Origin of the sequence: Micromonospora sp. C28ISP2-4, from assembly GCF_030519385.1 — a bacterium.
GTDB lineage: Bacteria > Actinomycetota > Actinomycetes > Mycobacteriales > Micromonosporaceae > Micromonospora > Micromonospora tulbaghiae.
The window spans coordinates 158,281-184,699 of sequence record NZ_JAUMKG010000007.1 but is presented as its reverse complement, the minus strand read 5'-3'; the positions used below and the strand labels follow the sequence as shown (position 1 = coordinate 184,699).

At 73.5% G+C, this 26,419-nt stretch carries 24 protein-coding genes; 10 read left to right on the top strand and 14 right to left on the bottom strand.

Annotated features, from left to right (window positions below):
• Positions 1-73 precede the first annotated feature (73 nt).
• A complete protein-coding gene (locus Q3W68_RS24330; RefSeq protein ID WP_302907666.1) occupies positions 74-1,489 on the bottom strand; it encodes a sugar porter family MFS transporter in 1,416 nt (471 codons plus the stop codon).
• A 139-nt stretch (positions 1,490-1,628) separates the two neighbouring features.
• Between Q3W68_RS24330 and Q3W68_RS24325 the strand changes: the two genes are divergently transcribed.
• On the top strand, positions 1,629-2,351 hold the full coding sequence (locus Q3W68_RS24325; protein ID WP_302907665.1) for a YoaK family protein: 723 nt from the start codon (positions 1,629-1,631) through the stop codon (positions 2,349-2,351).
• A gap of 3 nt (positions 2,352-2,354) precedes the next feature.
• On the opposite strand, the gene proC is transcribed toward Q3W68_RS24325, so the two are convergent.
• From proC to Q3W68_RS24305, 4 genes are all read right to left on the bottom strand, one after another.
• Positions 2,355-3,173 (bottom strand): pyrroline-5-carboxylate reductase, encoded by an 819-nt coding sequence (gene proC / locus Q3W68_RS24320; protein WP_302907664.1) that lies wholly within the window; start codon positions 3,171-3,173, stop codon positions 2,355-2,357.
• Between the two features lie 80 nt (positions 3,174-3,253).
• Complete coding sequence (locus tag Q3W68_RS24315) at positions 3,254-4,282, bottom strand: 6-phosphofructokinase (RefSeq protein ID WP_030273929.1); 1,029 nt, start codon at positions 4,280-4,282, stop codon at positions 3,254-3,256.
• Between the two features lie 178 nt (positions 4,283-4,460).
• Positions 4,461-4,964, bottom strand: coding sequence for a pyridoxamine 5'-phosphate oxidase family protein (locus Q3W68_RS24310; protein WP_302907663.1), 504 nt, complete (start codon positions 4,962-4,964; stop codon positions 4,461-4,463).
• A 58-nt stretch (positions 4,965-5,022) separates the two neighbouring features.
• Positions 5,023-5,526 (bottom strand): polyadenylate-specific 3'-exoribonuclease AS, encoded by a 504-nt coding sequence (locus tag Q3W68_RS24305; RefSeq protein ID WP_120568783.1) that lies wholly within the window; start codon positions 5,524-5,526, stop codon positions 5,023-5,025.
• 247 nt (positions 5,527-5,773) lie between these two features.
• Between Q3W68_RS24305 and Q3W68_RS24300 the strand changes: the two genes are divergently transcribed.
• Positions 5,774-6,466: a Crp/Fnr family transcriptional regulator gene (locus Q3W68_RS24300; protein WP_013287664.1), complete on the top strand. Its 693-nt coding sequence runs from the start codon at positions 5,774-5,776 to the stop codon at positions 6,464-6,466.
• A 68-nt stretch (positions 6,467-6,534) separates the two neighbouring features.
• Here Q3W68_RS24300 and Q3W68_RS24295 read toward each other — a convergent pair whose 3' ends face one another.
• Entirely contained in the window at positions 6,535-6,690 is a 156-nt protein-coding gene (locus tag Q3W68_RS24295) for a hypothetical protein (protein ID WP_302907662.1), read from the bottom strand.
• 210 nt (positions 6,691-6,900) lie between these two features.
• Between Q3W68_RS24295 and Q3W68_RS24290 the strand changes: the two genes are divergently transcribed.
• Positions 6,901-8,121: an MFS transporter gene (locus Q3W68_RS24290; RefSeq protein ID WP_302907661.1), complete on the top strand. Its 1,221-nt coding sequence runs from the start codon at positions 6,901-6,903 to the stop codon at positions 8,119-8,121.
• 51 nt (positions 8,122-8,172) lie between these two features.
• On the opposite strand, the gene Q3W68_RS24285 is transcribed toward Q3W68_RS24290, so the two are convergent.
• On the bottom strand, positions 8,173-8,415 hold the full coding sequence (locus Q3W68_RS24285; protein ID WP_013287665.1) for a hypothetical protein: 243 nt from the start codon (positions 8,413-8,415) through the stop codon (positions 8,173-8,175).
• A gap of 139 nt (positions 8,416-8,554) precedes the next feature.
• On the opposite strand from Q3W68_RS24285, the gene Q3W68_RS24280 reads away from it, so the two are divergent.
• Positions 8,555-12,022, top strand: a complete 3,468-nt coding sequence (locus Q3W68_RS24280) for an adenylate/guanylate cyclase domain-containing protein (RefSeq protein ID WP_302907933.1) — start codon at positions 8,555-8,557, stop codon at positions 12,020-12,022.
• A 3-nt stretch (positions 12,023-12,025) separates the two neighbouring features.
• Here the strand turns inward: Q3W68_RS24280 and Q3W68_RS24275 are convergent, their stop codons facing one another.
• Positions 12,026-12,721 carry a 1-acyl-sn-glycerol-3-phosphate acyltransferase gene (locus Q3W68_RS24275; protein WP_302907660.1) on the bottom strand — a complete coding sequence of 232 codons (696 nt, stop codon included), beginning with the start codon at positions 12,719-12,721 and terminating at the stop codon, positions 12,026-12,028.
• A gap of 186 nt (positions 12,722-12,907) precedes the next feature.
• On the opposite strand from Q3W68_RS24275, the gene Q3W68_RS24270 reads away from it, so the two are divergent.
• Entirely contained in the window at positions 12,908-13,747 is an 840-nt protein-coding gene (locus tag Q3W68_RS24270) for a DUF308 domain-containing protein (RefSeq protein ID WP_302907659.1), read from the top strand.
• A 173-nt stretch (positions 13,748-13,920) separates the two neighbouring features.
• Positions 13,921-15,339, top strand: a complete 1,419-nt coding sequence (locus Q3W68_RS24265) for a trehalose-6-phosphate synthase (protein WP_302907658.1) — start codon at positions 13,921-13,923, stop codon at positions 15,337-15,339.
• Between the two features lie 15 nt (positions 15,340-15,354).
• Here the strand turns inward: Q3W68_RS24265 and Q3W68_RS24260 are convergent, their stop codons facing one another.
• The 6 genes from Q3W68_RS24260 to Q3W68_RS24235 all read right to left on the bottom strand — a co-directional run bounded on the left by Q3W68_RS24260 (position 15,355) and on the right by Q3W68_RS24235 (position 21,040).
• Complete coding sequence (locus Q3W68_RS24260; protein ID WP_302907657.1) at positions 15,355-16,179, bottom strand: alpha/beta hydrolase; 825 nt, start codon at positions 16,177-16,179, stop codon at positions 15,355-15,357.
• A 55-nt stretch (positions 16,180-16,234) separates the two neighbouring features.
• Positions 16,235-17,644, bottom strand: coding sequence for an NAD(P)/FAD-dependent oxidoreductase (locus Q3W68_RS24255; protein ID WP_302907656.1), 1,410 nt, complete (start codon positions 17,642-17,644; stop codon positions 16,235-16,237).
• Between the two features lie 541 nt (positions 17,645-18,185).
• Positions 18,186-18,884: an endonuclease/exonuclease/phosphatase family protein gene (locus Q3W68_RS24250; RefSeq protein ID WP_302907655.1), complete on the bottom strand. Its 699-nt coding sequence runs from the start codon at positions 18,882-18,884 to the stop codon at positions 18,186-18,188.
• 1 nt (position 18,885) lies between these two features.
• On the bottom strand, positions 18,886-19,833 hold the full coding sequence (locus Q3W68_RS24245) for an ROK family glucokinase (RefSeq protein WP_302907654.1): 948 nt from the start codon (positions 19,831-19,833) through the stop codon (positions 18,886-18,888).
• A gap of 73 nt (positions 19,834-19,906) precedes the next feature.
• Complete coding sequence (locus Q3W68_RS24240; RefSeq protein ID WP_302907653.1) at positions 19,907-20,542, bottom strand: hypothetical protein; 636 nt, start codon at positions 20,540-20,542, stop codon at positions 19,907-19,909.
• Positions 20,543-20,563: 21 nt separating this feature from the next.
• Positions 20,564-21,040 (bottom strand): SRPBCC family protein, encoded by a 477-nt coding sequence (locus tag Q3W68_RS24235; RefSeq protein ID WP_302907652.1) that lies wholly within the window; start codon positions 21,038-21,040, stop codon positions 20,564-20,566.
• A 166-nt stretch (positions 21,041-21,206) separates the two neighbouring features.
• On the opposite strand from Q3W68_RS24235, the gene Q3W68_RS24230 reads away from it, so the two are divergent.
• The 4 genes from Q3W68_RS24230 to Q3W68_RS24215 all read left to right on the top strand — a co-directional run bounded on the left by Q3W68_RS24230 (position 21,207) and on the right by Q3W68_RS24215 (position 26,402).
• A complete protein-coding gene (locus tag Q3W68_RS24230; protein ID WP_302907651.1) occupies positions 21,207-23,009 on the top strand; it encodes a long-chain fatty acid--CoA ligase in 1,803 nt (600 codons plus the stop codon).
• Between the two features lie 14 nt (positions 23,010-23,023).
• Complete coding sequence (locus tag Q3W68_RS24225; protein ID WP_302907650.1) at positions 23,024-24,718, top strand: GAF domain-containing sensor histidine kinase; 1,695 nt, start codon at positions 23,024-23,026, stop codon at positions 24,716-24,718.
• A gap of 7 nt (positions 24,719-24,725) precedes the next feature.
• Entirely contained in the window at positions 24,726-25,394 is a 669-nt protein-coding gene (locus Q3W68_RS24220) for a response regulator transcription factor (protein WP_013287678.1), read from the top strand.
• Positions 25,395-25,589: 195 nt separating this feature from the next.
• Entirely contained in the window at positions 25,590-26,402 is an 813-nt protein-coding gene (locus Q3W68_RS24215) for an SAM-dependent methyltransferase (protein ID WP_302907649.1), read from the top strand.
• Positions 26,403-26,419: the final 17 nt, after the last annotated feature.

Sequence of the window (26,419 nt, the reverse complement as noted above, 5' to 3'; positions counted from 1 at the left end):
TCCCTTCACGTACTTTCGGCTATTCCGTCACATTAGGAGGGGTTTGCTGAGAAAGCAGGCTTTCAGCAAGATCTCAGGACTCGGCGTGCGCCCGCTTGCGCCGGTCGTAGCCGGCGACCCACATCTGCTGGATCTGCTCCAGGGTCCGGCCCCTGGTCTCCGGCAGGTAGCGCCGGACGAACAGGAAGCCGAGCACGCACAGGCCGGCGAACAGCGCGAACACACCCGAGCGGCCGAGCGCGTCGAGCAGGCTCAGGAAGAACTGCGTGATCAGGTACTCCGTACCCCAGTGGGTCGCCGACGCGATCGCCACGCACCGGCCGCGGATCGGACCGGGATAGATCTCGTTGATCACGGTCCACGCCGCCGGGCCGATGGACACCGCATAGAACGCGACGAAGAAGATCACGCCGACCAGCAGGAACAGGCCCGCTGTGGTGAGCCGGCCGTCGCCGCGCCCGGCGCCCGTACCCAGGAAGCTGACGCTGACCACGGCGAGCGAGACCGCCATCCCGGCCAGGCCTACCAGCAGCAGCGGCCGGCGGCCGACGCGGTCGAGCAGGCCCACCGCGACGAGCGCGAACGCCGCGTCCACCGCGCCGATCGCCCAGGTGGTCGCGGAGAGCTGCGCCTCCGGGGTACGGAAACCGGCCGCCGCGAAGATCGAGTCGGCGTAGTAGATGATGCCGTTGATCCCTGTCGTCTGCTGGAACAACGCCAGCCCCACGCCCAGCGCGAGCGGACGCCGCCACTGCGGGGACAGCAGTTCCCGCCAGCTCGCCTTCCGGCCGTGCAGGCTCTTCTCGACCTCGCCGAGGCGCTGCTCCACCCGGCGCTCGGGGACGGTCCGGCACAGCGACTCCCGGGCGCGGCGCCGGTCGCCCCGCTTGAGGTACCAGACCGCCGAGTCGGGCACCACCACGGTGACCAGGATCAGTCCCACACCCAGCACGACCGCGGCGCCGAGCAGGTACCGCCACGACTCGCCGCCGGTGAACAGCTCGTCCGCCAGGTAGCCGATGAAGATCGCGAAGGTGGTCGAGAACTGGTAGACCGCGAGCAGGCCACCACGGATGCGTTCCGGCGCCGCCTCGGCCGCGAACATCGGCCCGGCGACCGAGGCCACGCCGATGCCCACCCCGAGGAGCAGCCGCGCGCCGAGCAGGGCGCCGATGGCCGGGGCCGCCGCCTGCACGATCGTGCCGACGACGTACGCGCCGGCGGCGACCCACAGCGCGCCCCGCCGGCCGATCCGGTCGGCGAGGTGACCGCCGGCGAGCGCACCGGCCAGCGCGCCGAGCGTCACCCAGCTCGCCGCCACCTCCACCTCGAAGGTGTCCACGTCGAACGTGCGCCGGATGTCGTGCAGCGCACCGCTGATGACGCCCTGGTTGTAGCCGAAGAAGGCGCCGGAGAGGACGACGATCGACACGATCGCGACGAGGTTGTGCCGCGGCGGCCGGCCGGTCGCGCGTCCGCTCGCCGCCATGTCACCCCGTCCACCGGCGACCGCCCACCGAAACGGCCGAATACCTACATATGGGACATATAGTAGGTTCGCCGCAGCGGTCCGACAGGCAAACTCCCGGACACCGCCGGGGCCGCTCCTGCACACGGACGGGGGAAGGGTGAACCAGTCGGCGCCGTACGGCCCCACTGACTCCTACCGCGAGTTCCGCCATCCGCTCCCGGCGCTCGTGCTCGCCGTCGTCACCGCCGGCGCGCTGGACGCCTTCGCGTTCCTGCGGTACGGCGCGTTCGTCGCCAACCAGTCCGGCAACGCCATCTTCCTCGGCATGGGACCGGCCGGCGGGCATCCCACGTGGCCGGTCTCCGCGGCCTCGATCGTCGCGTTCGCCACCACCGCCGGACTGGTGAGCCTGCTCCGCCGCCGGACCCGCCCGACGGCGGCGCCACTTGTGGACATCGCCGTCACCGAGGCCGCCATGGTCGTCTGGGCGGTGCTCAACGTGGTGCTCGCGTACGGCCGGGACGGCACGGCGTCCCGGGTGCTGCTCGCCGCGGCCGGCGCGATCGCCATGGGCAGCCTGACCACTGTGGCGACCCGCACCGCGGGCATCGCGACGCCGATCACCTACCAGTCGGACACCACGACGAAGACCGGTGAACGGGCCGCCCGCTGGCTGTTCGGCCCCACTGCCGGCCGAGGCCGCGCCCGGCGGGGCACCCTGCTCGGGCTGCTCGCCCTGGTCAGCTACAGCGTCGGCGGCGCGGTCGGCACGCTCGCCCAGCACCGGCCCCGCTGGGTGCCGCTGTGGGGGTCGCTCGCCCTGGCCGTACTGATCCTGCTGCTCCGCCGGCACCGGCGGCCGGCACCGCGTTCCGGCTGACCGTCAGTCGGCCTGGGCGGCGAGTTCCCGGGCGCGGTCCCGGGCCGCCTCCAGCGCCGCCAGCATGGCCGCGCGGACGCCGTGGTTCTCCAGCTCGCGGATCGCGGAGATGGTGGTGCCCGCGGGCGAGGTGACCGCCTCGCGCAGCTTCACCGGGTGTTCGCCGGAGTCGCGCAGCATCACCGCCGAGCCGATCGCGGTCTGCACGATCAGCTCGTGCGCCACCTGACGGGGCAGGCCGAGCAGGATGCCCGCGTCGATCATCGCCTCGACCAGCAGGTAGAAGTAGGCCGGGCCGGAGCCGGAGAGCGCGGTGACCGCGTCCTGCTGCGACTCGGGCACCCGCACGGTCGAGCCGAGCGGGGAGAACATCTCCTCCGCCAGGGCCAGGTGCTCGCCGGTGGCGTACGCGCCCGCCGAGATCGCGCTCATCGCCTCGTCGACCAGCGCCGGGGTGTTCGTCATGACCCGCACCACAGGGGTGCCCTCGGGCAGCCGGCGGTTGAAGAAGGCGGTCGGCAGGCCGGCGCACAGCGAGATGACCAGCTTGTCGGCCGGGACCTTCGGGCCGATCTCGTCCAGCAGCGCGGCGGCGTCCTGGGGCTTGACCGACACGGCAAGCACCTCGGCCTCGGTCACGGCGGTGAGGTTGTCCACCACCCGTACGCCGTAGCGGTCGGCCAGCTCCCGCGCCCGCGCCGGCCGGCGCGCGGTGGCCAGCAGCCGCTCCACCGGCCAGCCGGAACGCAGCAGCCCGGAGAGCATCAGCTCACCGATCTTGCCGGCGCCGATCACCGCGACCGTGTGCACCTGGCGTGCCATCAGCCGTACCCCTTCCCGGGTTCACGTGGGCAGGGCGTGGCGGGCCGGATCGCCGGCCCGCCACGCCCGTGCGCCGTCGATCAGCTGCCGAAGAAGACCTCGGCCTCGGCGTACCGCTCCAGCGGCACGGTCTTCAGCTCGCGGGTGGCGTCGGCGAGCGGGACCCGGACGATGTCAGTGCTCTGCATCGCGACCATCTTGCCCCAGTCGCCCTCGTGCGCGGCGTCGATCGCGTGGAGGCCGAGCCGGGTCGCCAGCACCCGGTCGAACGCGGTCGGGGTGCCGCCGCGCTGGATGTGGCCGAGCACCACGGTGCGGGCCTCCTTGCCGGTCTTCGCCTCCAGCTGCTCGGCCAGCCACTGGCCGATGCCGCCGAGACGGACGTGACCGAAGGCGTCCAGCTCCTGGTTGTGCAGGACCATCTGGCCGTCGAGCGGCTGGGCGCCCTCGGCGACCACGACGATCGGGGCGTACTGGTGCTGGAAGCGCTTCTCGACGTAGCCGGCGACCTGCTCGACGTCGAACTGCCGCTCCGGCAGCAGGATCACGTTGGCGCCACCGGCGAGGCCGGCGTGCAGCGCGATCCAGCCGGCGTGCCGGCCCATGACCTCGACCACGAGCGTGCGGTGGTGGCTCTCCGCGGTGGTGTGCAGACGGTCGATCGCCTCCATGGCGATGTTGACGGCGGTGTCGAAGCCGAACGTGTAGTCGGTCGCACCGAGGTCGTTGTCGATCGTCTTCGGCACACCGATGACGTTGACGCCCAGCTCGTGCAGCTTGGTGGCGACGCCGAGCGTGTCCTCGCCGCCGATCGCGATCAGCGCGTCCACACCCTGGGCGGCCAGGTTGTCCTTGATCCGCTCCACGCCGTTCTCGATCTTGAACGGGTTGGTGCGGGACGAGCCGAGGATGGTGCCGCCGCGGGGCAGGATGCCGCGCACCTCGGCGATGCCGAGCGGCTTGGTCAGGCCCTCGAGCGGGCCCTTCCAGCCGTCGCGGAAGCCCACGAACTCGTGACCGTAGGTGGCGACGCCCTTGCGGACCACCGCCCGAATCACCGCGTTGAGACCTGGGCAGTCGCCGCCGCCGGTGAGCACGCCGATACGCATGATCTGCTCATCCTCCTGGAGCATCAGGTGAAGCCCGGATAAGCCCCAGGATATGTGTCAGATCAGACCATCGGCGCCGTTGCCGGCCCGGGGCGGGCCGTCACTGCGCACTGTAGTCGGCGCAGGTGTACGCCGACACCGCACCCCGGGCCGTTCCGGACGGCGGACGGGCTACCCGTCAGTAGCTGACCTCGTGGTTCTCCCCCGCCTTCGGCGGCTTGCCGGTCACCGCCGCCTTGGCGAAGCCGAGCAGGTTGACCACGGTGCTGCCGGGCGAGTCCCAGTACTCAGCCGACCCGGCGTGCACCTTGATCAACGTGATCCCCGGCGTGTCCAGCCCGTCCGGGAACCACGCCTTCAGCACCGGGCTCCACAACTCCTTCGCCCGCTCGGGGTCCCACTCCTCGGTGGCGGTGCCGGCGACCGACACCCAGGCGTGGTGGCGCTGGTCGGAGAAACCGACGTTCACCTGCGGATTGACCCGGATCTGCCGCACCTTCGCCGAGTCGGCGTACGCGAAGAACCACAGATCGCCGTCGAACTCCGCCTCCTGCAACCCCATCGGGCGGCTGACCAGACGCCCGTCCACGCCGGTGGTGGTGAGCAGGCAGATCCGGGCGTCCCGGATCAGCTCGGTGACCCGGCGGCGGGCGTCCGCGGCGTTTGTCGGCTCATGGCTCATGGGGCACTCCTGTCTCGGATCGGCGTAGATGCCGCTCCCGTGCCCTGGGCGGAACCGGTCAAACCTCCCGCGCCGTCATCGCCCGCCAGCGCGCCAGGTTGTGCCGCGCGTCGACCAGCGCGTCGTGCCGGTCGGCCTCGGCGTCCGGCAGCCGGGGGCGGCCCCGGTCGTCCCAGAGCTGGCGCAGCTCCTTGGTGAAGCGGGGGATCTCCCGGGGCAACGCCGGCATCGCGCCCCAGAGCTGGGCCAGCACGACGTGGTCGTACGCGGCGTACCAGGCCCACAGCTCCAACTGCTCGCCCGGCCGGTCCCGCACCGGCTCCATCAGGAACTCGTGCAGGTCGTCGCGGATGCGCTCCCGGGAGCGCCAGGCCCGGTCGGCCGGCGAGGGGAGCTTGTCCAGCACGTTGCGCCGCACCCAGGGCACCGCCCGGGAGTCGTCGAACTCGGTGGAGACCGCGTAGAACTCGCGGCCGTACTCGTCGACGACGCCGATCGACACCAGGTCGACGATGCGGCCGTCCTCGATGAATTCGCAGTCGTAGAAATAGCGGTAAACCATCGCCCTCATCCTCGCCCATCACCGTTACGGGCCGGTCGCCGGGGCGTCCGCCGAGGTCGGCGGGCGTGCCGGCGGCGGCCGGGCATGGTCACGGAAGTGTTTCCGGGGGTGTACAGCACGCGACGAGAGCGTCATGATCTGATGTGTACCGCCGTCGGGCGCCGAACCGGTTGAGCTGCCTCGTACCGGGAATGACAGCTTCACCCGGTGTGCGAGTCGTGACTTCTGACCGGGGAGGGGTTGAGCCGTGGAGTCTCGCCTGCCGGAGCCGGGTGACGCGCTCACGGGTGTGGAGATGTTCGCCGGGCTTGAGCCGGAGGTCCGGCAGCGTGTCATCGCCGCCGCCGTACCGCGCACGTACCGCAAGGGCCAGCTGCTGTTCGTCGAGAACGACCCCGGCGAGTCGCTGATCGTGCTGCGCCGCGGCGCGGTGGCGGTGTTCCGCACCGCACCGACCGGCGAGCGCGCGGTGCTGTCGGTGATCCGACCCCCGGACGTGCTCGGCGAGGTGTCCCTGTTGGACGCCTCCACCCGCTCGGCGTCGGCCGAGGCGATCGAGGACTGCGCCGCGCTCGCGCTGTCCCGGCCCGCGTTCATGGAGCTGGTGCACTCCAACCCGCGCATCCTGGACGCGGTGATGCGCTCGCTGGGCCAGCTGATCCGCCGGCTCACCGAGCAGAACGCCGACCACGTCTTCCTCGACCTGCCCGGCCGGGTGGCAAAGACGCTGGTCCGGCTGGCCGGCGAGAGCCAGGCCCCGATGATCACGATCGAGCTGAACCAGAGCCAGCTCGCCGAGATGGCCGGCGGCTCCCGGCAGAGCGTCAACCAGGCCATCGGCTCGTTCGCCAGCCGCGGCTGGCTGCGTACCGAGGGACGCCGCATCGTGGTCACCGACGTGGCCGCGCTGCGCCGCCGGGCCGGCATGAACGACCGCTAGCGTCGCCTCCGCATCGCAAACGGCAGCGCCGGCCACCCCGAGGGTTGGCCGGCGCTGCCGTTTGCGGTTCAGCGGGTCGGGCCGGCCCAGCTCTGCCCCGACGCGGCGGTGAAGCCCGGGCCGGCCCAGAAGCCCGGACCCGCCCAGAAACCGGGGCCCGCCCAGAAGCCGGGGCCGGCCCAGGCGGTCGTGGTGGTCGCGGTGGTGGCGGTCGTGTTGGTCATCGTTCCTCCCGGAGATCGTCGGTCCGTCGGTGGCGCCGTGCACGGGACAGACGTTACGAGGAGAACCAGCCGGACAAAATAGACAAATCTCTATGAATCGCTGGCTGAAGAGTGGTTGTCCACGCCTCGGACCCGCTGCCAAGGTTGCCCGGCGCGCCCCTGGCCCGGTGCCCCACCGGGCAGACCGACCGCAGCGAGGAGTTGACGGGCATGTCACTGATCCGCGGCAATATCGCCTTCCGTCGTTACTGGTCCGCCCGGCTCGTCTCCTATCTGGGCGATCAGCTGGCCCGGACCGCGCTGCTCATCGCCGCCTATGACGCGTACGGCGGCACCGCGGTGGCACTGCTGCTGCTGGCGACCACCGCGCCGAGGCTGCTGGGGCCGTTGCTGGGCGCACTCGCCGACCGGTTCGACCAACGCCGGCTGATGGTGGGCTGCGACCTGATCCAGGCCCTGCTCTACCTGGCCGTGGCGCTGCTGATGCCGCCGCTGCCGGTGCTGCTCGCGGCGGTCACCGCTGCGACAGTGGCCGCCACGGCCTTCACCCCTGCCGGTCGCGGCCTGCTGCCCCGCCTGGTCGGACAGGACCGGCTGCCGGCCGCGAACGCCCAGCTGGCGGTCGGCATGAACATCGGTTTCGCCACCGGACCGGCCCTCGGCGGACTGATGCTGGCCACCGTCGGCCTCGGTCCCACGCTGGTGGCCGACGCGGCCACCTTCGTGCTGTCCGCGCTGCTGATCCGGGGCGTACGGCGGCTGTCGGCACCCGCCACGCCGGCCGCCGCGCGGGAGCCGTTCCGCCGGGTGCTCGGTGCCGGCATGCGCGTGGTCCGGCACAGTCAGGTGGTCAGGGCGGTCTCGGTCGGCTTCCTGGTGCTGGTGACGTTCGCGGCGCTGGACAACCTGGCGCTGGTGCCCCTCGGCCGCACCGCGCTGGCGGCCGACGAGGTGATGATCGGCCTTCTCGGCACCGCCTACGGTGTGGGCATGGTGCTCGGGCCGGTGCTGCTGACCAGGGCCGGCGGACGCACCCGGATGCAGTTCGTGCTCTACGGCGCGGTGCTCGCGCTCGGCCTCGGAACGCTGTTCACCGGCGTGAGCCCGGTGATCGGCGTGGCGCTGGTCGGCCAGGCGCTGGCCGGAGCCGGCGCGGGCTGGCACCACGTCGCGGCCGACACGCTTATCCAGCAGCACGTGCCCGCCGAACGACTGGGCGTGGTCTTCGGGACCGTCTACATGTTCCCGTACGGGGCGGAGGTGCTGGCCTATCTCGCCGGGGCGTCCCTGCTCGGGCTGATCGGGCCCCGGTGGCTGCTCGTCGTGTCGGGAATCGGCATCCTGGCCACGCTGGCGCTCGTCGTACCGATGCTGACCCGCGCGCTCGGTGAGCGCACCCGGCGGCGGGCGGCGGTGGCGGCGGTGGCCTGAGCCGACCGGCACGGTGGAGCCGGCGGTCGTCCCGCCGGCTCCACCGCCGCGTCAGTCGTTCGTGGTGTCGGCCGGGGGCGAGCTGGGGCCCGGGCCGATCTTCGACGGGTCGGTCTTCTTCGGCGGGGTCGTCGTGGTGGTCGTGGTCTCGGTCGATCCGCTACCCGCGGGCTGCTCCACCATGCCTTTTTCCTCCAGTTCGGCGAGGGTGACAGCGTCCACGTCGACCGTGTCACCGACGGCCCACACCGTCCCCCGTGGATCGGTCCATGAGGCGGACAGCCGGACGTGCACGGCAATCTCCCTGTCGACGGGACTTCCTGCTAGGGGAGACTAGACCCGGCCGAACAGCCGTGACGTCCCGCCGACCCGTCGGGTACCCGACTGCACGGCCGCGCGGGACACTGGGGACCTCACGCGTACGGAGCCGGACATCGACCTCACCTGTGGACACTGCGCCCGCACCGCCGGGCCGGACGACCGTTTCTGCGGCGGGTGCGGCCGTCCGCTGGCGGCGGCCTGCCCGTCCTGCGGCCACGCCAACGACACCGGCGCCAACTTCTGCACCAACTGCGGTCAGCCGCTGCGCGACCACGCGGTCACCGTGCAGGAGGACCGCCGCCAGGTGAGCGTGCTCTTCATCGACATCGTCGACTTCACGACGTACGCCGAGCGGGCCGACCCGGAACAGGCCCGCGGCCTGCAACAGGCCTACTTCGCCACGGTGCGCCGGCTGGTGCACCAGTACGGCGGCGTGGTGGAGAAGTACATCGGCGACGCCGTCATGGCGTTGTTCGGCGCGCCGGTGGCCACCGACAACGACGCGCTGCGCTGCGTACGCGCCGGGCTGGAGCTGCAACGCAGCCTGGCCCGGCAGCCGGCCGGACCGCACCCGCCGCTCGGTTTCCGGGTCGGCATCGCCACCGGCGAGGCCCTGGTCGACCTGGCCGCGGCACGCGACGGCGGCCAGGCGTTCGTCACCGGCGACGTGGTGAACACCGCCAGCCGGTTGCAGGGGCTGGCCCCGGTCGGCGGCGTGGTGGTCGACGAGAGCACCTGGGCGGCCACCCGGCGCGAGATGGAGTACGACGACCAGCCACCTGTGACGTTGCGCGGCCGGTCCTCGGTGAGCCGGATCTGGCTGGCCGTACGGGCGCGGCCCCGGCGCGACGGGCAGACCGCCGAGCTGACTCCGATGGTCGACCGGGACCACGAGCGGGGCCTGCTGGTCAGCGCGTTGCACCGCACGCTGACCGAGCGCACCTCGCAGCTGCTCACCGTCTTCGGCCCGGCCGGCGTGGGCAAGAGCCGGCTGCTGCGCGAGCTGGCCCGGCACGCCGCCAGCCTGCCCGGCACCCGGGTCACCTGGCTGACCGGCCAGTGCCCGCCGTTCGGCGAGAACGTCACCTACGCCGCGCTGGCCGACATCGTCCGGAGCTGGGCCGGCCTGACCGGCGCCGACGACCCGGCCACCATCCGCGACCGGCTGCGCGAGCGGCTGGGCCACCTCGCCGACCCGCACGCGGCACGGCTGGCCGAGGCGCTGGGCCCGCTCGTCGGCGTCTCCGGCGAACGGCTCACCTCGGCCGAGACCGAGGCGGCGTGGCGGCGCTTCCTGCTCACCCTGGCCGCGACCGGTCCCACTGTGCTCGTCTTCGAGGACATGCACTGGGCCGACGAGGCGATGCTGTCCTTCGTCGAGCAGCTCGGCGCGGCGGCCCGCAACGTGCCGCTGCTCGTCGTGGCGACCGCCCGGCCGGAGCTGCGCGAGCGGCACCCGGCCTGGACCGGCACGATCAGCGGGGCGATGTCCATCTCGGTGCCGCCGATGCACGACGGGGACATCGACACGCTCTACTCGCTGCTGCTCGGCCAGGCCACGTTGCCGCAGGACGCGCGCGCGCCGCTGATCGAGTTCGCCGACGGCAACCCGCTCTACGCCCAGGAGTACGCGCGGATGCTGCTCGACGGCGGCCTCGCCGAGCGGACCGCCGCGCTCGCACTCGTCGACCCGGTCGGGGGCGCCGGGATGCCGCGTACCGTGCAGGCGGTCATCGCCAACCGGCTGGACCTGCTCGACCCGGCCGACCGAGCGGTGCTCCAGGCCGCCTCGGTGGTCGGGGTGCAGTTCTGGGCGGCGCCGGTGGCGCTGGCGCTCGGCCGCCCGGCGGAGTGGGTCGAGCGCGCGCTGCACCGCCTCCAGCGCCGCGACCTGGTCTACGAGCTGCCCGTCTCGGCCATGCCCGGCCAGGCGGAGTACCGGTTCCGGCACGTGCTGGTCCGGGACGTCTGCTACCAGCGGCTGCCCCGGGCCGAGCGGGTCGCCCGGCACCAGCGCACCGCCGACTGGCTGGAGCAGCTCGCCGACGGCCGGCAGCACGACCTGGCCGAGGTGCTGGCCAACCACCGCTGGGCGGCACACGAGATCGCCCGTACGGTCGGGCTGGACCAGACCCCGCACGCCGCGGCGACCCGGTCCGCGCTGCACCGGGCCGCACGCCGGGCGTACGACCTGCACGCGCTGGAGACGGCGGCCACGCTGGTGGAGCGCGCGCTGAGCGTGGAGTGCGGTCCGGACCCGGCGCTCGAGCTGTTCCAGGCGGAGCTGGCGTTCTACCGGGACCGGGACGGCTTCCTCGACGGCGGCGGGACCGCGCTGCTCACCACGCTGGCCGACCGGCTCGCCGACGCCGGCGACCGCCCCGGTGCGGCGAAGGCGTGGCGGCTGCTGGCCACGGCGGCCTTCGCCCGGGCCGACCGCTCGGAGCTGATGCGCTGCCTGGACCGGGCGATCGGGCTGCACGCCACGCTGCCGGACAGCGAGGACAAGGTGGGCGTGCTGCTGGAGCTGGCCCGGGCGCACATGCTCGACGCGGAGACCGAGCCGGCGTGCGTGGCCGCCCGCACCGCCGCCGAGCTGGCCGAGCGGCTGGGGCTGCGCGAGGCCCGGGCGAACGCGCGCATCACGCTCGCGGTGGTCCGCTACCAGGCCGGCGCCGAGGAGGCGTACGCGGAACTGGCCGAGGTCACCGAGGAGTGCCGGGTGGAACGGCTGACCAGCCGCCGCCGCGCGGTGCACAACCTGGCCTGGGTGCTCCAGGAGGAGGGCGACCTGACCGGCTCGGCCCGGCTGGTCGACGAGCAGCGCTCGCTGGACCTGGCCGGCGAGCACGCCCTGACCGTGAGCTTCAGCGACCAGTGGACCCGGTCGTACTACAGCGGGGACTGGACGGCGGCGCTGCGGATGGCCGAGGGCTCGACCCGGCGCCCGACCGACGAGTGGGACATGCACGTCGTGGCCGTGTCCGGCTGGATCCGGGCGCTCGGCGACGACCCGGTCGGCCCGGGCGCCGGTGCGGACCTGGTGGACCAGGCACTCGTCGCGGCCCGGCGCAGCGGATTCCAGCGCGTGCTGCGCTCCACGCTGGCGCACGCCGCGCTCTGCCGCGCGGTGCAGGGCCGCCGGGACGAGGCGGTGGCGCTGCTGACGGAGCTGGACGAGGACTGGCGGCAGACCACGATGATCCCGTTCGCCGAGTGGGTGCCGGCTGTCGGTCACGTCGCGGCGCTGCTCGGCGGCGACGCCGCGGTGCTGGTGCGCGACCTGCTGGCCCACGCGCCACGGGTGACCCGCTGGGCGCGGGAGGCCGGGCGGTCGGCGGAGGCGGCGCTGGCCCGGGGCGACGGGGACGCCGCGCGGGCGGGCCGGCTGCTCACCGCCGCGGCCGAGGGGTACGCGGAGATGACCGACGTCACCGACCAGATGATCGCGTCCGCGCTGGCGGTCGGGCCGCTGACCGAGGCGGACCCGCCGGCCGCCGCGGCGACACTGGCCCGGGTACGCGCGTTCGCCGCCCGGCACGCCGCCGGCGGGCTGCTGCGGATCGCCGGGGCGGGCTGAGGGTCAGGCCGGGACGGGCTGCCGTGCCGCGGCGCTCTTGGCCTTCTGGGCGTACGTGTCGACGTACTCGCGACCGGACAGCTCCATCAGCTCGTACATGATCTCGTCGGTGACCGCCCGCTCGACGAACCGGTCACCGGCCATCCCGGCGTAGCGGGAGAAGTCCAGCGGCGGCCCGAAGCGGATCTGCACCCGGCCCAGGTTCGGGATGATCTGGCCGGTGGGCTGGATGGCGTCGGAGTTGAGCATGGCCATCGGGACGACCGGGGCGCCGCTCTCGAGCGCCAGCCGCGCCACGCCGGTCTTGCCCCGGTAGAGCCGGCCGTCCGGCGAGCGGGTGCCCTCCGGGTAGATGCCGGCGATGCCACCGGCACGCAGCACCGAGAGCTGGGTGTCGAGGGCGGCCCGGGCGGCCCGCCCGCCGGAGCGGTCCACCGGGATGGTGCCGGAGCCGACGAAGAACATCTTGGTGAGCCGGCCCTTGAGTCCCTTACCGGTGAAGTATTCGGCTTTCGCGATGAAGGTGACTTTTCGCTTGACGATCAGCGGCGTGAAGATCGAATCCGAGAAGGAGAGGTGGTTGCTGGCCAGGATCACCGGGCCGGTGGCCGGGACGTGCTCCAGTCCCTCGACCTGCGGGCGGAAGATCAACCTCAGCAGTGGGCCGAGAACGACGTACTTCAGCAGCCAGTACAGCACCGGCGTCCTTCCCGTGTCGGTGGCGGCGGACGGGTCGCCGCATGGCCCCGCGGGCGCAGGCAGCGCCCGCGGGAGTCCGGGAAGAGGGTACGAACGACGAGCGGCACGCCACAACGCACTCCCGGAACCGGGTGCCGACGTGTCACGATTCAGGGCACGGGCAGGGAACGGCGAAGGGGGTGTCCGGTGTCAGGGGGCGGGCCCCGTCGGGGACGACGGGACAACGGGCTCGACGCGGCCGAGTACGCGGTCGCGGGCGACGTCGATCCACGCGTCGGCGAGCACCTGCTCGACGTGCTCGCCGCCGGTGGCATCGCGGCCTACCTCCAGCCCTCGGCCGACCTGAACCCGGTGACCCGCACCACCACCGTCCCGGCCCGCCCGGTCGACCGGCTGTACGTCGACAGGTCGCACCTGACCACCGCCCGCGACTACCTGACCCAGCTCGCCGACGAGGGCGGGGGCGACCCGCCGCGCGCCGACGAGCCGGACATCGAGGCCGAGTGGGCGAAGATCGTAGCCGGTTTCCACACCGCCCCGAGCGCCGGCAGCCACCCCTGGCCCGCCGCCGAGGACGTGGACGACCCGCCCGCACCCGGCACCGCCACGGGCGGCCGGGCCGAGGAGCCGGCCGGCCCGACCGCCACCGACGTGCGCCGCCTGCCGTACGCCGCCGACGTCTCCGGCGTCTCGCTCAGCCGGGACCGGCACGACGAGCCGTCGCTGCTCGACGGCCTGGACACGTTCGGCGCGAACCTGCCCGACGAGGCCTCCGACGAGGAGCACTACACCCCGCCCCCGCCGCCCCCGCTGCCCCGCTTCTCCAAGTACGCGGTGCTCGGCGTGGCCTGCATCGTGCTCGGCTTCCTGCTGTTCCTGTCCCCCACTGTGGTGTCGCTCGTCGACCCGTCGGTGGTCACCCTGCTCGGCTTCACCGGCATCCTGGCCGGTTTCGTGATGCTGATCTGGCGGCTGCGCCCGGGCGACCGGGACGACCACGATCCGGACGACGGCGCCGTCGTCTGACACCGCATCCCGGGTGCCGCCCGGATGCCGGGACGCCGCCCGCCCTGGGCCGGGGCGTAACAAGCGTGTAACTTACAGTCAGTAGGAATAGGCTGAACGTCACGTCCCGCACCGGCTGTCCGGCTTGCGTCTCCTTCCGGGTCGCCGGTCCCCTGCTGAGCGGATTGCCCGAGATGCGACAGAGCCCCCTCGTGGTGGTGGCCAACCGCCTCCCCATCGACGACAGCGTGGCGCCGGACGGCGCCTTCGAGTGGCGCCGCAGCCCCGGCGGCCTGGTGAGCGCCCTGCACCCGCTGCTGCGGCACACACCCGCCACCTGGGTGGGCTGGGCCGGCGGCACCGGTCCCGCGCCCGAGCTGCCGGACGTGGACGGCGTCCGGATGCACACGGTGCCGCTGAGCGCCGAGGACGTCCGCGACCACTACGAGGGCTTCGCCAACGCCACCCTCTGGCCGCTCTACCACGACGCCGTCGAGCAGCCGGAGTACCACCGCCGCTGGTGGGAGGCGTACCAGCGGGTCAACCAGCGGTTCGCCGAGGCCGCCGCCCGGGTGGCCGAGCCGGGCGGCCTGGTCTGGGTGCAGGACTACCACCTCCAGCTGGTGCCGGGCCTGCTCCGCGAGCTGCGCCCGGACCTGCGGATCGGGTTCTTCCTGCACGTGCCGTTCCCGCCGCCGGAACTGTTCATGCAGCTGCCCCGCCGGGCCGAGCTGCTGCGCGGCATGCTCGGCGCCGACCTGGTCGGCTTCCAGCGGGCCCAGGCCGCGCACAACTTCGCCCAGCTCGCCACCAAGGTGCTCGGCCTGCCGGCCACCGACCGGCGGATCGGCGTGGACGGCCGGGTGGTGCGCATCGGCGCCTTCCCGGTCGCCATCGACACCGCCGAGATGTCCGCGCTCGCCGCCCGTCCCGAGGTCGCCGAGCGGGCGCGCCGGCTGCGGCAGGATCTCGGCCGGCCCGAGCAGGTGATCCTCAGCGTCGACCGGATGGACTACACGAAGGGCATCGAGCAGCGCCTCAAGGCGTACCGGGAGCTGCTCGCCAACGGCGACATCAAGGTCCGCGACACGGTGCTGGTCCAGGTGGCGGTGCCCAGCCGCGACCGGGTGGCGCAGTACCAGATCCTGCGCGACCGGGTGGAGCACCAGGTCGGCCGGATCAACGGCGAGTTCGGCCGGGTCGGCGAACCGGCGATCCACTACCTCACCCAGCCGTTCGACCGCGCCGAACTGGTGGCGCTCTACCGGGTCGCGGACGTGATGGCGGTGACGCCGCTGCGCGACGGCATGAACCTGGTCGCCAAGGAGTACGTGGCGGCCCGGGTCGACGGCACCGGCGCGCTGCTGCTCAGCGAGTTCGCCGGCGCCGCCTCCGAGCTGGAGCAGGCGTACCTGGTCAACCCGCATGACCTCGACGGCCTCAAGCAGGGGTTGCTGGCCGCGCTGCGCGCCGGCCCGGAGGACGTCGCCACCCGGATGCGCGCGATGCGCGAACACCTGGCCCACAACGACATCCACGCCTGGGCGGCATCCTACCTCAGCGCGCTGGAGGAGAGCGGAACGCTGGTCGGCCGCCGCCCCGCCACCCGGTGACCGGCGGCCGGGCACTCACCCGAGGGCGGGCGCCGGGTCCTTGTCCAGCCAGTCCAGGATCGCGTCGATCGGCTCGCGCCAGCGTGCGTCCAGCATCAGGTCGTGCCCCATGCCGGGGAACAGCAGCGGAGCCGAGGCGTACCGCCGGGCGGCCCGGGTCAGCGCCGTGGCCGGCAGTACCCGGTCGTCCGGGCTGCCGAGCACCAGCACCGGTGGGCGGCCCACCGCCGGCTCCGGCGACCGGCCGGTCAGCAGCTGCCACTGCGCCCGCCGCCCGGCCCGGCCCAGCCGGGCCAGGTGCCGCCGCGCGTCGGCGTCCGGCAGCTCCCGGCTGAACAACTGCCGCCGGTTGAGCCGCAGCCCGGCGCCGAAGGCCGCCGGAACCGTGCCGACCGGGTTGCGCCGCAACGCCGTCCCGAACGTCCCCCAGCCGCCGAGCACCGGCGCCACCAGCACCGCGGCCCGCGCCGGGTAGCGGGCCATCGCGTGCGCCACGACCCGGGCGCCGGCGCCGTGCCCCACCAGCACCGCCTGCCGCGGCAGGCTCGCCGCCACCTGCGTCACGTCATGGGTGTACGACCGCAGCGTCGCCTCCGGCGCCGGCTCACTGCCGCCGTGCCCGCGCAGGCTCAGCGCGTACGCCGGGAAGCCGCGACCGGCGGCGTGCCCCAGCCAGTGCTCGGCGAACGCCCACGCGCCGTGCCCGAACCCGGGCACGAACAGCAGCGGCGGCTTCGCCTCCTCGCGCTCCGGTACGGCGGCGAGCACCTCCCGGCGGGCGGGCCGCTCGGGCCGGGCCCACTCCCAGGACCGGACCACCCGCACCCGCTCGGCCGTCACCGTGCCTGCCTTGCGTTCGCGACTGCGGGACTCCGCTGCGCTGCGTTCCTCGCGCTCACCTGGTGCCCTCCTCCAGCTCGTGCAGCGCCCGCTGGAGCGCCCGCAGGTAGTCGGCGTGCCCGACCTCGAACCAGTGCCGGGTGCTGTCCTTGACCTTCGCCGAGTACCGCTCGCCGAGGCCGGCGCGGACCTTGCGGTCGAACGCGGCGGCCCGCTCCGGCCGGGTGGCGCGCAGCGTGAGCAGGCGCGCGAACAGCACGCTCTGCCAGTGCGAGATCGGGAAGATGCCGGAGTCAGGCTGAACCAGGCCGACCACGGCGAGCGTGGGATGACCGGCGGTGAACGCGTTGAGCCACAGCCGGGGCCGCCCGGAGCCGTCCTCGTCGCCGAGCACCCGGCCCTTGAGGAACTCGAAGCGCGGCAGGTAGCCGGTGGCGAAGACGACCAGCTCCGGGTCGATGCGCCGACCGTCGGTCAGCTCCACCGCCCGGTCGTCGAACCGGGCCACGTCCGGCACCGGGGTGATCTCGCCGTGGCCGACGTAGTAGACGAGCTGGCTGTTGGCGATCGGGTGCGTCTCGTAGACGCGGTGGTCCGGCTTCGGCATGCCGAACCGGGTCAGGTCGCCGACGGTCAACCGCAGCGTCCAGTGGTAGAGCCACTGCCGTACGCGCAACGGCACCCGCAGTGCCAGCAGCGTGTCGTTCACCTGGTCGGCGGGGCGGCCGAGGACGTACTTCGGGGCGTACCAGTAGCCGCGGCGGGTCGAGTGCCAGCAGTGCGACGCCTGCTGCGCCGCCTCGACAGCGATGTCGCAGCCGGTGTTGCCGGCCCCGACCACGAGCACCCGCTTGCCGCGCAACTGCGCCGGGTCCTTGTAGGACGAGGCGTGCATGACCTCGCCGCGGAACTCCTCCAGCCCTTCGTAGCGGGGCAGCTTGGGCGACCAGTTGTGGCCGTTGGCGAGCACCACTGCCGCGTACCGGGAGGTGCGCTCCGGGCCGTAGCCGCCGGTGCTGCGCGTGGTCACGTCCCAGCGGTCCCCCTCGACCGGCTCGACGCGGACCACCTCGGTGCCGAACCAGACGTGCTGGCGCAGGTCGAAGTGGTCGGCGTACCGCTCGAAGTAGGACAGCAGCTGGCTGTGGTGCGGGTAGTCCGGCCAGTCGTCCGGCATCGGGAAGTCGGGGAACTGGGTGAACGGCCGGGACGAGATCAGGTGGGTGCTGCCGTACACCGGGCTGCGGTCGTGCCGCCAGTTCCAGGCGCCGCCGACGCCGGTCTCCCGCTCGTAGCAGTCGACGCCGAAGCCCGCTTCGCGCAGGTTCTTCACCGCGGTCAGGCCGCTGGCGCCGGCGCCGATGACGCAGACCGTGTCGCCCCGGTCGGAGACCGGGCGGTCGTCGCGCACCGGGACGTCCGTCCGGTCCGGGTCGGGGCGGCCGGGGTCGGTGGAGGAGGACACCGCGAATTCTCCTTTGTGCGGCACGCGTGCCGGGTCGGAGCGAAATCCTGCCGAGAATGCCCGCCGTTGTCCAGCCACCCGATCCGGCACCGCCCACCCGCCCGGCTCCCCTGACACAGCGTCACCACCGGGTCGATCACCGAGCGTGAGTGGACCGGCCGCGCGGAAGGCGTACCCTCTTTCGCCCTTTGCTCTGCAGCCACGGACGCAGCACCGCCGTGAGCTGCGCCGATGTCGCGCGGCCGTCCGGCCGGGACGCGGCCTGCCGGTCACGGCGGGTAGCTGGTGCGTATGTGGCGGCAGAGCAAAGGCGGCGAAGCGCTGGTCCTGTCGGCCGCCGGGCACCTGACGGTGCGCCACTGCCAGCGGTCCGGCCGCTGCGCAAGCGCGGGCGGGCGCGCGGCACGGGCGGACGCGCGGCACGGGCGGACGCGCGGCACGGGCGGACGTGCGGCGCAGGCGGACGCGCAGCATGAGTGCGGCCCGGCGGTCGGCGCGGGCGGACCGCCGGGCACGAGTGCGGCCCGGCGGTCCGTGCCGGTCAGGCGGTGGGCAGCAGCAGGTCGACCAGGACCGGGAAGTGGTCGCTGGCGCGGCGGGCGGCCGGCGTGTCCACCACGTCGTAGTCGACCACCGTGATCCGCGGGTCGACGAACAGCGCGTCGATGCGGCGGCGCGGGTCGGCGCAGGAGAACGTGAGCCGGTCCGCCCGGTCGGCGGCGAGCGCCGTGTCGGTGAGCCCTTCGGCGAGCGTCTGCCAGGCCGGCCCGTCCGGGCCCTCGTTGATGTCCGCGCCGGCCACCACCGGCAGCGTGGACGCGGCCAGCTCCCGCTTGAACGCCGCCGCCTGCGCCGGCCGCTCGGCCGGGTCGGTGGACAGGTGCGAGCCGGCCAGCAGCACGTCGACGCCGCCGACCCGGCACTGCGCGTACGCGGCGCCGCGCATGTGCCGTCCCGGCGTCAGCGGGTACCGCTGGCACCTGGTGTCGACGACGCGCACCCGCAGGCTGGTCAGCAGCACGTTGCCCAGCGACGGCAGGCCACCGGCCGCCACGACCATGCCGAACGACTCGGCCAGCGCGGCGCACTTCTGCCGCCACCGGAACCGGCGCGGTCCCTCCTGGACGATCACCACGTCCGGTGCCGCCGTCCGGACCACCTCGGCCAGCGCGGCGGTGTCGTCGCGCTGGCTGTGGATGTTGTAGGACAGGACCCGCAGCGGCACACCCGCATCCGTCATGTCAGATCCGCCGGGCCAGGTCGGCGGCGCCGATCACGCCCGCGGTGTTGCCCAGCTCGGCCGGGCGCACCTCGGCGACGGGCAGGCGGCTGCGCTGGGCGAGCGCGTCGGCGAACGACCGCCGGGTCGGGCCGAGCAGCAGGTCACCGGCGTCGATCACGCCGCCGCCCACCACCAGCACCTGCGGGTCGAGGATCTGCGCCATGTCGGCGAGGCTGGTGCCGAGCCAGCGGCCGACCTGGGCGAAAGCCTCGGTGGAGACCGGGTCGCCGCCCTTCGCCGCGGCGGTCACCATCGGGCCGGTGATCGTCTCGGCCTCGCCCCCGGCCAGCTCCAGCAACGCGGTCGCCCGGTGCGGCTCCTGCCGGGCGGCGGCGCGGGCGAAGCGGACCAGGGCGCTGCCGCTGGCGTACTGCTCGATGCAGCCCAGCCGGCCGCACCCGCACTGGTGGCCGTCCGGCACGGTGAGCATGTGGCCCAGCTCGGCCGCGATGCCGTTGGCGCCGCGGACCAGGTCACCGCCGAGCACGATGCCGCCGCCGACACCGGTGCCGATGGTGAACATGACCATCGAGTCGTCGGCGTCGCGGGCCGCGCCGTAGCGGAACTCCGCCCAGGCGGCCACGTTCCCGTCGTTCTCCACGATCACCGGCAGCCCGGTGGCGTCGCCGACGTACGTGCGCAGCGGCTCGTCCCGCCAGGCCAGGTTCGGGGCGAACAGCACGGTGGAGCGGGAGGCGTCGATCCAGCCGGCCGCGCCGATGCCGACCGCCTCGACGGCGTGCCCGGCGGCCAGTTCGGTGACCACCTCGATGATGACGTCGCGGGTCTTGGCCACGTCGTCGGCGGGGGTGTCCCGTCGCGTCTGCACGAGTACCTTGCCGGCGTCGTCCACGACACCGCCGGCCACCTTCGTGCCACCGACGTCGACTCCGATGGTCAGCGTCACCGCTGCCACTCCCCTCTGCTGTGCTGCCCGGGGACCGGCCGAACCGGCCGTACGGTCCCGGGATGTCCGGTGGTCAGGCCCCGTCGCCTGGTGCGTCCGCGCCCACCTCTCCGGACGCCCGCGAGGCGGGCACCACGGGACGGCCGGCCGGTGACCGGCTCGTGCCCGGCTCCGGCGGCCCGGCGGCGTCGGCGGTGGCGCCCGAATCGGCCGCGCCCTCCCCCCGGGTGGCGGCGGACCACACGTCCTGCTCGGGTGCCGGCTGAGAATCATGCCCGGTACGGGTCGCCTCGCGCCACACGTGGTCCCCGGATCCGGCCGGCGCGGCGGCGCCGTCGTCGGCGGGGCGCTCCGGCTCGGCCGGGGTGAACGCGCGCAGTAGGCTGGCCACCCCGGCCGCCAGGTCCCCGGCGCCGGTGGCGAGCCGCTCGGCGAACTCCGGACTCGGGTCGCGCAACGCGGCGATACCGCGACACACGGGGCAGACACAGCATTCCGGCGAGCCGGTGGCGAAACCGGCGGGCGCGGGAGTCTTCGGAGCGGGGCCGGCGCCGGGCGGGGTGTGACCGAGGACACCGGAGAGGATCCCACCGAGCGGACCCCAGGCACCGGAGCCGGGTGCGGCGGCGGCCATCTTCGCGCCGGCGAGCAGTGTGGCGACGAGGCGCTCGGCCTCTTCCCGGGCCGAACCCGGATCAGTGGTGCCCATGGGTCGGCTCCTCCAGCGTGACTACCGGGACGACGGTCGGGTCTCCTGCTCGGCACCGGGTGCTTCTACCCGGCGCTTGAGCTGCTTCAACGCCGCGTCCATGATCATCTTCTCGGCCTTGCGGCGGAACATGCCGAGCATCGCCACGGACAGCTCCACCTCGAGCGTGTACGTCACGGTGGTCGTCCCGTCGGGATTGCCCACCAGGTCGTACGACCCGCGCTGGGAACGCTGCATCTTCGACGGGGCGACCAGGTGCCACTCGATCCGGGAGATGTCCTCGGCGTACTCGTAGGCCAGCACGTACTCGTCGGCCAGCACGCCCGCGTCGAGCGTGAACCGGACCTGGCTGGCGTAGCCGTCCTCGTACTCCTCGATCACCTCGGCCCGGCGTACCGCCTCGGCCCACTCGGGATAACTCGGGAAGTCGCAGATGACGGCCGCCACCCGGTCCGGTGACGCGCCGACGATGATCGACTGGGTGGAGGAGTCCGCCATGTGGGGAGGCTACCCGGCCGCCTACCGGCCGGTCCCGCTCCACCCGCCGGACGGCGTCCCACCAGCCGGGCGGGCAACCTCCCTGGTCGACCCCCCGGGGTGTGCGGGTAGGTTTCGACAGAGCCGACCAGGCCGGCCCCCGCCGGTAGAGCACGAGGGAGTGCAGGTGCGCGAGTTCTCCGTCCCGCCGATCGTCACCGTCGGCGACGCGGCCAACCTGACCGACCCGGTCTGGGAAAACGCCGAGGTCGCCCCGGACACCGTGCAGTTCGTCCGCCCCGGCGCGGGGACGGACGCGCGCGAGGAGGTCACCTGCCGCCAGTTCCGCGACGAGGTGGTGGCGGTGGCGCAGGGCCTGATCGCCGCGGGCGTCTCCCCCGGCGACCGGGTCGGCCTGATGAGCCGCACCCGCTACGAGTGGACGCTGTTCGACTACGCGATCTGGGCGGCCGGCGCGGTGACCGTGCCGATCTACGAGACCTCCAGCGCCGAGCAGGCCGCCTGGATCCTCCGCGACTCCGGCGCCGTCGCGGTGGTGGTGGAGAGCACCGCGCACGCCACCCTGGTCGCCGGCGTCCGGGACCGGCTGCCCGAGCTGCGCGAGGTCTGGCAGATCGAGATGGGCGCGGTCGACGACCTGGTCGCCGCCGGCGCGTCGGTGGACCGCGCCGAGGTGGAGACCCGCCGTTCGCTGTCGAAGGCCGACGACGTCGCCACGATCATCTACACCAGCGGCACCACCGGCCGGCCCAAGGGCTGCGTGCTGACCCACCGCAACATCTACACCGACATCGCCAACGCGGTGCCGGTGCTGCCGAACCTGTTCCGCCAGGGCGCCTCCACCCTGCTGTTCCTGCCGCTCGCGCACGCCTTCGCCCGGCTCATCCAGGTCGGCGTGGTGCACGCCCGGGCCACCATGGCCCACTGCGCGGACACCAAGAACCTGGTCGCCGAGCTCCAGGACTTCAAGCCGACGTTCGTGCTCTCCGTACCCCGGGTCTTCGAGAAGGTCTACAACGGCGCACGGCAGAAGGCCGAGGCCGAGGGGAAGGGCAAGATCTTCGACCGCGCGGAGAAGGTCGCCATCGCGTGGAGCGAGGCGCAGGAGCTGCCCGGCGGTCCCGGCCTGGGCCTGCGCGCGCAGCACGCCCTCTTCGACAAGCTGGTCTACCGCAAGCTGCGGGCGGCGATGGGCGGCCGGTGCCGCGACGCCATCTCCGGCGGCGCGCCGCTCGGCGCGCGGCTCGGGCACTTCTTCCGCGGCGTCGGGGTGACCATCTGCGAGGGCTACGGCCTCACCGAGACCTCGCCGGCCGCCGCCGCCAACCTGCCCACCGGCACCCGGATGGGCACCGTCGGCCGCCCGCTGCCCGGCGTCACCATCCGGATCGACGACGACGGCGAGGTCCTGATCGCCGGCGACATCGTCTTCCAGGGGTACTGGCACAACGACGCGGCGACCGCCGAGGCGATCACCACCGACGGCTGGTTCCGCACCGGCGACCTCGGGCAGCTCGACGAGGACGGCTACCTGAGCATCACCGGCCGGAAGAAGGAGATCATCGTGACCGCCGGCGGCAAGAACGTCGCCCCGGCGGTGCTGGAGGACCAGGTACGGGCGCACCCGCTGATCAGCCAGTGCGTGGTGGTCGGCGACCGGCAGCCGTTCATCGCCGCGCTGGTCACCATCGACGAGGAGGCGCTGCCGAAGTGGCTGGCCGGGCAGGGGCGCCCGGAGACCACGAGCATCGCCGAGCTGCGCGAGGACGCGGCGCTGCGCGCCGAGGTGCAGTCCGCGATCGACCAGGCCAACCAGGCGGTCTCCAAGGCCGAGGCGATCAAGGTGTTCCGGATCCTGCCGCAGGACTTCACCGAGACCACCGGTGAGCTGACCCCGTCGCTCAAGGTCAAGCGTCAGGTCGTGCACAAGACGTACGCCTCGGAGATCGCCGAGATCTACCGGGGCTGACTACCATCCGTCACGTGCCCGCCTCCACATCCCGCCAGCCGTCGACGCAGCCCCTCGCGGCGGCGGCTCGCGCGGTCCTCCTCGCGCTGGTCGCCGCCCTCACGCTGTTCGCCACCCGCGACGCCACCCAGCTCTGGTGGATCGCGCTGCTGGGCGTCGCCGGCCTGCCCGCCGTGCTCGCCCCCCAACACCGGCTGCTCGCCCCGATCAGCCGCTTCGCCGAGGTGGTGGTGCTCGGGCTGGCCGCCAGCCAGGTCGCCGCCGACACCCACCTGTCCGGCGTGACCGGCGGGCTGGGCGCCTCGGCGGTGCTGCCGTACCTCGCCGTGCCGGTCACCGTGACCGCGCTGCGCCGCCGCTTCCGCGAGGGCGCCGCGCTGCTCGCCGTGGCGGCGGCGACGCTGCTGGCCAGCGCCGCGTTCACGCAGGTCGACGGCGGGCCGCAGCTCGGCCAGGTCGGCTACCTCGCGGTCTGTGCCCAGTGGCTGATCCTGGCCGGTCTCGGCCTCTACACCGCGGGCACGCTCCAGCGCGTCATGCGGGTGCGGGGCGAGGGCAAACCCCAGCCGTACGCCGAGGCGACCCGCCTGCTCACCCAGCTCCGTACGGTCGCCCGGCAGCTGCCCGGCGCCACCCTGGACCCGGGCGGCATCTCCGAGCACCTGCTGGAGGAGCTACGGGTGGTCGCAAAGACCGACCGGGGCGCGGTGCTGTCCGCCAGCGGCGGCGGCCGGCTCGTGGTGCTCGCGCAGATCGGCGCGGACCGGGTCGACTGGGAGACCACGCTCGACGCCGACTCGGCCATCGCCGACGCCTGGGCCACCCAGCAGCCGACCGTCTCGGCCCGCTCGCAGGCGCGGTCCCGGCACTCCGGTGAGGTCTCCGCGCTGATCGTCCCGCTGGTGGCGGGCGTACGCACGGTCGGCCTGGTGGTGATCGAGGCGGACACCACCGCCGCGTACCCGCCGCCGGTGGTGTCCCGGGTGACGGCGCTGACCGGCCCGGCGGCGCTGCGGCTGGAGGCCGCGCTGCTCTTCGACGAGGTGCGCTCGCTGGCGACGAACGAGGAACGGCAGCGGCTGGCCCGGGAGATCCACGACGGGGTCGCCCAGGAGCTGGTGATGGTCGGGTACGGCATCGACAACGCGCTGGCCACCGTGCACGAGGACGCGGACGAGACCGCCGACTCGCTGCGTACGCTGCGCCAGGAGGTCACCCGGGTGATCACCGAGCTGCGGCTGAGCCTGTTCGAGCTGCGCAGCGAGGTGGACCGGCACGGTGGCCTGGCCGCCGCCATCGCCGAGTACGCCCGCACCGTCGGCGCCTCCGGCGGCCTGCGGGTGCACCTGTCGCTGGACGAGTCCACCGCCCGGCTGCCGGCCGCCACCGAGGCCGAGTTGCTGCGCATCGCGCAGGAGGCGGTGACCAACGCGCGCAAGCACGCCGGCGCGTCGAACCTGTGGGTCACGTGCGAGGTGGATCCCCCGTACACCCGAATCGAAGTGTCGGATGACGGTCACGGCATCGGTGACCAGCGCCCGGACGGGCACTATGGCCTTGCGATCATGGCCGAGAGGGCGGAACGTATCCGAGGCCGGTTGGAGATCAGGCCGCGGCAGCCGAGTGGGACGACTGTGGCGGTGGTGCTCGGTTCGTCGCCCCGGCGCGATAAGGTGCGCGGCAGCGCCGCAGCAGCAGAAGGGGAGTAACCCGAGGATGACCAGCAGTCCGACACCGGCCACCCGTACCAAGGTTCTCCTGGTCGACGACCACGACCTCATCCGCAAGGGGCTGCGTCACGCGTTCGAGCGCGACCGCCAGTTCGAGGTCGTGGGCGAGGCGGCGACCGCGGCGGAGGGCGTGCGCCAGGCCGGCGCGCTCCAGCCCGACGTGGTGATCATGGACCTCCGCCTGCCCGACGGCAGCGGCCTGGAGGCCACCCGTGCCCTGCGTAAGTCCAGCGCGTCGATGGGCATCGTCGTGCTGACCATGTACGCCGGCGACGACCAGCTCTTCGGCGCACTGGAGGCGGGCGCGAGCGCGTTCGTGCCGAAGACCGCCCCGGCCGACGAGGTGGTGGCCGCCGCCCGGCACGCCGCCTCCTCCCCCAGCGCGTTCACCGCGGCCGACCTGGCCGAGGCCATGAAGCGCCGGCTCGCGCCGTCCGGCCCGCAGCTGTCCCCCCGTGAGGGCCAGGTGCTGCGGCTGCTCGCCGACGGCATGAGCGTGGCCGGCATCGCCAAGCAGCTGTTCGTCAGCGAGTCGACCGCCAAGACCCACATCTCCAAGCTCTACGAGAAGCTGGGCGCGGCCAACCGGGCGCAGGCCCTGATGACCGCGCTGCGGCTGGGGCTGCTGGAGGCCCCCGACGCCCCGAAGTTCTGAAGGCGAACCGCCGCGAGAGGCCCCGTCCACACGGACGCGGGCCTCTCGGCGTTCCCGGCCACGGCGTGGTCGCGTACGGTGAACGGCCGGACGCATAGCGACGGTGGTCTTTGCACCGCGACGGCGGAGGGGCAGAATACCCGGTGATCCGCGCGGCGGTGACGACCGCGTGTCGCCGACACCGAGGGGCAGCACATGCAGCGGCCGGACTGGGCACCCGAGACGATCGACATCGAGCGCCCCAGCGTCGCCCGCATGTACGACTACTACCTCGGCGGCTCCCACAACTTCGCCGCCGACCGGGCGGCCGCCCGCGCGATGGTCGAGGCGGTGCCGGAGGCGCCGCTGATGGCCCAGGCCAACCGCGCGTTCCTGCGCCGGGCGGTGCAGTACCTCGCCCGGGCGGGCGTCCGCCAGTTCCTGGACATCGGCTCCGGCATCCCCACCGTCGGAAACGTGCACGAGATCGCCCAGCGGATCGATCCGGAGTCACGGGTGGTCTACGTCGACGTGGACCCGGTGGCGGTGGCGCACAGCCAGGAGATCCTGGCCGGCAACGAGCGCGCCACGGTGCTCCAGGAGGACCTGCGCAACCCGGAGGCGATCCTGGCCCACCCGGAGGTCACCCGGCTGCTGGACTTCTCCCGGCCGGTCGCCGTGATGATCGTGGCGGTGCTGCACTTCGTCCCGGACGCCGACCGCCCCGAGGAGATCCTCCGGACGCTGCGCGGGGCCCTGGCGCCCGGCAGTCACCTGGTGCTCTCCCAGGCCAGCGACGACGGCCGCGCCGGTACCGGCGAGCGGGCCGAGGCGGAGCGGGTCTACCGGCGTACCGACAGCCAGCTCTGGATCCGCAGCCGGGCCGAGATGATCGCGCTGTTCGACGGCTTCGAGCTGGTCGACCCGGGCGTGGTGTGGGTGCCGCAGTGGCGGCCGGACTCCCCCGACCAGGCGGAGAACGCCGAACGGGCCGTCTTCATGGGCGGGGTCGGGCGGCTCGGTGGGTGACGACGCGACCCGCTGCC

What these genes read in the sequence shown, in the direction of transcription:
- Q3W68_RS24330 (WP_302907666.1), bottom strand. Translation starts at nt 1,489, where the DNA reads ATGGCGGCGAGCGGACGCGCGACCGGCCGGCCGCCGCGGCACAACCTC.
- proC (WP_302907664.1), bottom strand. Translation starts at nt 3,173, where the DNA reads ATGGCACGCCAGGTGCACACGGTCGCGGTGATCGGCGCCGGCAAGATC.
- Q3W68_RS24315 (WP_030273929.1), bottom strand. Translation starts at nt 4,282, where the DNA reads ATGCGTATCGGCGTGCTCACCGGCGGCGGCGACTGCCCAGGTCTCAAC.
- Q3W68_RS24310 (WP_302907663.1), bottom strand. Translation starts at nt 4,964, where the DNA reads ATGAGCCATGAGCCGACAAACGCCGCGGACGCCCGCCGCCGGGTCACC.
- Q3W68_RS24305 (WP_120568783.1), bottom strand. Translation starts at nt 5,526, where the DNA reads ATGGTTTACCGCTATTTCTACGACTGCGAATTCATCGAGGACGGCCGC.
- Q3W68_RS24295 (WP_302907662.1), bottom strand. Translation starts at nt 6,690, where the DNA reads ATGACCAACACGACCGCCACCACCGCGACCACCACGACCGCCTGGGCC.
- Q3W68_RS24290 (WP_302907661.1), top strand. Translation starts at nt 6,901, where the DNA reads ATGTCACTGATCCGCGGCAATATCGCCTTCCGTCGTTACTGGTCCGCC.
- Q3W68_RS24265 (WP_302907658.1), top strand. Translation starts at nt 13,921, where the DNA reads ATGCGACAGAGCCCCCTCGTGGTGGTGGCCAACCGCCTCCCCATCGAC.
- Q3W68_RS24250 (WP_302907655.1), bottom strand. Translation starts at nt 18,884, where the DNA reads ATGACGGATGCGGGTGTGCCGCTGCGGGTCCTGTCCTACAACATCCAC.
- Q3W68_RS24240 (WP_302907653.1), bottom strand. Translation starts at nt 20,542, where the DNA reads ATGGGCACCACTGATCCGGGTTCGGCCCGGGAAGAGGCCGAGCGCCTC.
- Q3W68_RS24235 (WP_302907652.1), bottom strand. Translation starts at nt 21,040, where the DNA reads ATGGCGGACTCCTCCACCCAGTCGATCATCGTCGGCGCGTCACCGGAC.
- Q3W68_RS24220 (WP_013287678.1), top strand. Translation starts at nt 24,726, where the DNA reads ATGACCAGCAGTCCGACACCGGCCACCCGTACCAAGGTTCTCCTGGTC.
- Q3W68_RS24215 (WP_302907649.1), top strand. Translation starts at nt 25,590, where the DNA reads ATGCAGCGGCCGGACTGGGCACCCGAGACGATCGACATCGAGCGCCCC.